Annotated in this window: 4 protein-coding genes; all 4 read right to left on the bottom strand. The window is 69.4% G+C overall.

Translation table 11 applies throughout. From position 1 onward, the window contains the following. The coding region (locus VE759_RS18830) for an ACP S-malonyltransferase (protein WP_324935243.1) at positions 1-373 on the bottom strand (373 nt) is incomplete at its 3' end. Between the two features lie 64 nt (positions 374-437). Continuing rightward, entirely contained in the window at positions 438-1076 is a 639-nt protein-coding gene (locus tag VE759_RS18825) for a malonate decarboxylase holo-ACP synthase (protein WP_324935241.1), read from the bottom strand. Then, positions 1055-2860, bottom strand: coding sequence for a biotin-independent malonate decarboxylase subunit beta (gene mdcD, locus VE759_RS18820; protein WP_324935239.1), 1806 nt, complete (start codon positions 2858-2860; stop codon positions 1055-1057). Before mdcD ends, VE759_RS18825 begins: the two co-directional genes overlap by 22 nt. Then, the gene (locus VE759_RS18815; RefSeq protein ID WP_324935246.1) at positions 2857-3018 is read right to left on the bottom strand and encodes a hypothetical protein; all 162 of its coding nucleotides are present in this window, start codon (positions 3016-3018) and stop codon (positions 2857-2859) included. The genes mdcD and VE759_RS18815 overlap by 4 nt, the downstream gene beginning before the upstream one ends. Positions 3019-3033: the final 15 nt, after the last annotated feature.

Here is a 3033-nt window from a genome sequence, read left to right as displayed (position 1 = left end):
CGGCGCATGCGCGTTGCATTTCGTCCCCACGTACGCGCACCACCGCGATGGCGTCAGTCAGGCTGAGAACGCCCGTCAGCACAGCGGCGGCGAAGGCCCCGACCGAGTGACCGGCAACAAACTCCGCTTGCAGGCCGTGATCGTCGACGAGCGCACGGGCGTACGCGACGCCGGCGATGAGCAGGGAAAGTTGGGCGTTGGTGGTGGATTGCAGCGCCTCGGCCGTGTCGAGTTGCCCGGGAAGGCCGTCCAGGCGTGCCAGGCGGTGCTGGGCCTCTGCCCATGTCTGCGCCGCGGCCGGGGACTGCGGCAGCGACTGCAGCATGGCTGGACGCTGCGAGCCTTGCCCCGGGAACAGCAGCGCGGTGCTCATTTGCGGCCAGGCAAGCTGGGGAGCGGGTAGGCCGGTGAAACGGCGTGGTCGGGTGCGCGGCGGATCATCGCGACACGATGTCGTCGAGCGCAACGAGATGTGCCCCGGTGAGCGTGCGGAGCAGGATCTGTTGGGGACCTCGGGCGAGTTCGCAGAGGGTGACCGCGCCCCGGTCGGTGTCGAGCTGACAGTCGACAGGTGCGGGCAGCGCGCGCAATTCAGCGGCCAGGGTTGCGATTTGTTCGGCCGCCGGAAGTTGGTGAATGCGGACAACCAGGTCGAGGTCGCTGCCGAGTGTGGTGGTCCGATGACCGCTGGCCAGCTCGAATCCGGCACTGCCGGTCGGTCCCCATGGATGACCGAACTCGTCGAGCAGGGGCATCGCGGTGCGCAGCGATGTGATCGCCGGGGTGTCGGATGCTGAACCGCCGGGTGCGGGGCGCAGGTCTTCGGGCCGGACCACCTCGATCGCTGCGGCGTGTGCCACCTCAAGGGCGTGCCGTTGATGACGGTGAGTTCCCCGGACACCGACGGCGAGGTGACCGGGAGTCGCGACAGCGCGGCGCACGACCACCCACGGCGTCTCGGCGAGCGCCGCGCGAACCCAGTAAGGTTCGTGTCCGGTCAGCACGGCCGCCGCGTCGGCGAGCCGGACGAGGTCATGCACCCGGGCGAGGGTCATCACCCGGGCTGTGAGTTCCATTGGCGGGCAAGGGTTTCCCGTACGGCGCGTGACGCCCGGCGGTTGGTATGCGCGGACGGGGAGTCGAGCCGGTTGGACAGATCACGCGGGCCTTCGCGGGCATGCCGCACCGCCTCGGCGATCGCGTGCGCCACGACTGCCACGTCGTCTGGGTTTGGTGATTCGGGGTTGTGGACAGTGAGCAGGCCGTCGCAGAAGCCGAGGGTGGCCCAGTCGTGGATGTTGTAGCTCAGCGGCGGGATCGTCTTGGCGAGTTTGTCGAGCTGCTCGACGGTGCGCAGAGTGATGTGCGCGGCGGCCTGCCTGTGCATGGCGTGGACCTCCACGCCCGCGTCGTCGAGGGCAAGGATCTGCGATGCCTGCAGCCCGTGGGTCAGGAAGCCCCCGGATAACGCCTTTCCGACGACCAGTGCGACGATCGGGTGCCCAGCCACGCGAGCAGCGTCATAGGCATCGACTGCCGCGGCGATGGCCTGGTGCAGCCCCACCATTTCCTCGATACGCCCGTAGGCCTGGCTGGGCAGGTCGACGACGGCAACGATCGCGCGGCGCTGGTCGGCGTTCTCGTCGGCCACGGTGATGTCGCGGACCGTGCGGGCCAGTGCTGCGCATTCGGTGACCCCGATTTGACCCTGGCGGGCACGGTAGAAGGGGTTCTCCTGGTCGGGGACGACAGCGAGGTAGGTGACGCCGGGCGCATCCGCGCGCAGGACCGAGCCGATCACCGGCGCAGGTTTCGCATCGCCTGCCAGCGCGGTGATCCAGTTCCGGCCGCGTTCGCTGGGTTTCATCGAGGACCGGGTAGCGTCACGGCGGGGTTCGGCGCTTTTGGGTTGGGCGGCATGACTTGCCGGCGGCTCGTCGTAACTGTCGCCCCACATGTCGCGCAGCTCAAGCGGCGCAGGCGGGTCTGAGGGGTTGATGGTCGCGAGCCGCGCGTCGAGGACGTCAAGCTTCTCGCTGCGGTGCGAACCGGCCGCCCCCGCGCCGGCGGTGATGGCGTCGCCGACCGCTTCGCGCAGCGCGGCGACGTCATCGATGACCAGCGTGTCGGCCAGGCCGGTGCGGTTGCGTTGTTCCCCACCGGTGATCGCCCAGATCAGGGCGCGGTCCGAGGAGTCGAACTCCTCGATGCCGGCCTCCTGCTCGATCACGGCTGCACCGTTAAGCCCGATACGTGCTTCGGGGGTGACGATGATCTGCGTGCAGAGCCCCGTCGCGATGCTCATCCCGCCGAACGAGCCGACCGAGCCCGCGACCACCCCGACTACCGGCGCAAGCGGGCGAAGCTCAAGCAGCGCGGCGCAGACTTCGGCGACCGCGTTGAGGCCGAGGTTGGCTTCCTGCAACCGGACCCCGCCGGTCTCCAACAGCAGCACCGCCGGAATCGGGGTGCCGCCACGGCTGTCCGCGGCGGCCAGCCGCAGCGCCTGGGTGATCTTGGCCCCGGACACCTCACCGATGCCGCCGCCCTGAAATCCTTGTTCGATCGAGGCGACCACAACTTGGGTGCCGTCGATGGTTCCGCGGGCGATGACCACGCCGTCATCCGATTGCGGGGTGACGCCCTGTGGCTCCAGCCAGGGTGATTCGAGCCGCTCGAACGGTCCGCACAACACGCGGATCGACCCGTCGTCGAGCAGCGCCGCTGCGCGGGCGAGGGCGTCGAGTTCGATGAAGCTCTGTCGCGCCAGCACCCGCTGCCAGTCAAGGCGGCCACCGTCGGCCACGGCTCCCAGGGCCTCGGCGGCCTGGTGGGTGACTCCGCTTGTGGTCGTGCTCATGCGCGATCACCCCTGTGCGTCGCATCGGTTCCTGCCGCGTCGGCGGCTTGCTGTAGCCGCAGCGTCACTATCGCCGGGGTGGCGCCGGCGTCGTTGAGCTCCCACTGACCGAGCACGGGCGTGCGAGCGAAGAAGCGTTGCAGAGTCGCCTGCCACACCTGGTCGAACCCGTC

Origin of the sequence: Mycobacterium sp. (assembly GCF_035640695.1) — a bacterium.
Lineage (GTDB): Bacteria > Actinomycetota > Actinomycetes > Mycobacteriales > Mycobacteriaceae > Mycobacterium.
This window is presented reverse-complemented; position numbering and strand designations above follow the sequence as displayed.

Bases quoted from the DNA above. Each gene is read 5' to 3' on its own strand.
- VE759_RS18825 (WP_324935241.1), bottom strand. From the start codon at position 1,076: ATGGAACTCACAGCCCGGGTGATGACCCTCGCCCGGGTGCATGACCTC.
- mdcD (WP_324935239.1), bottom strand. From the start codon at position 2,860: ATGAGCACGACCACAAGCGGAGTCACCCACCAGGCCGCCGAGGCCCTG.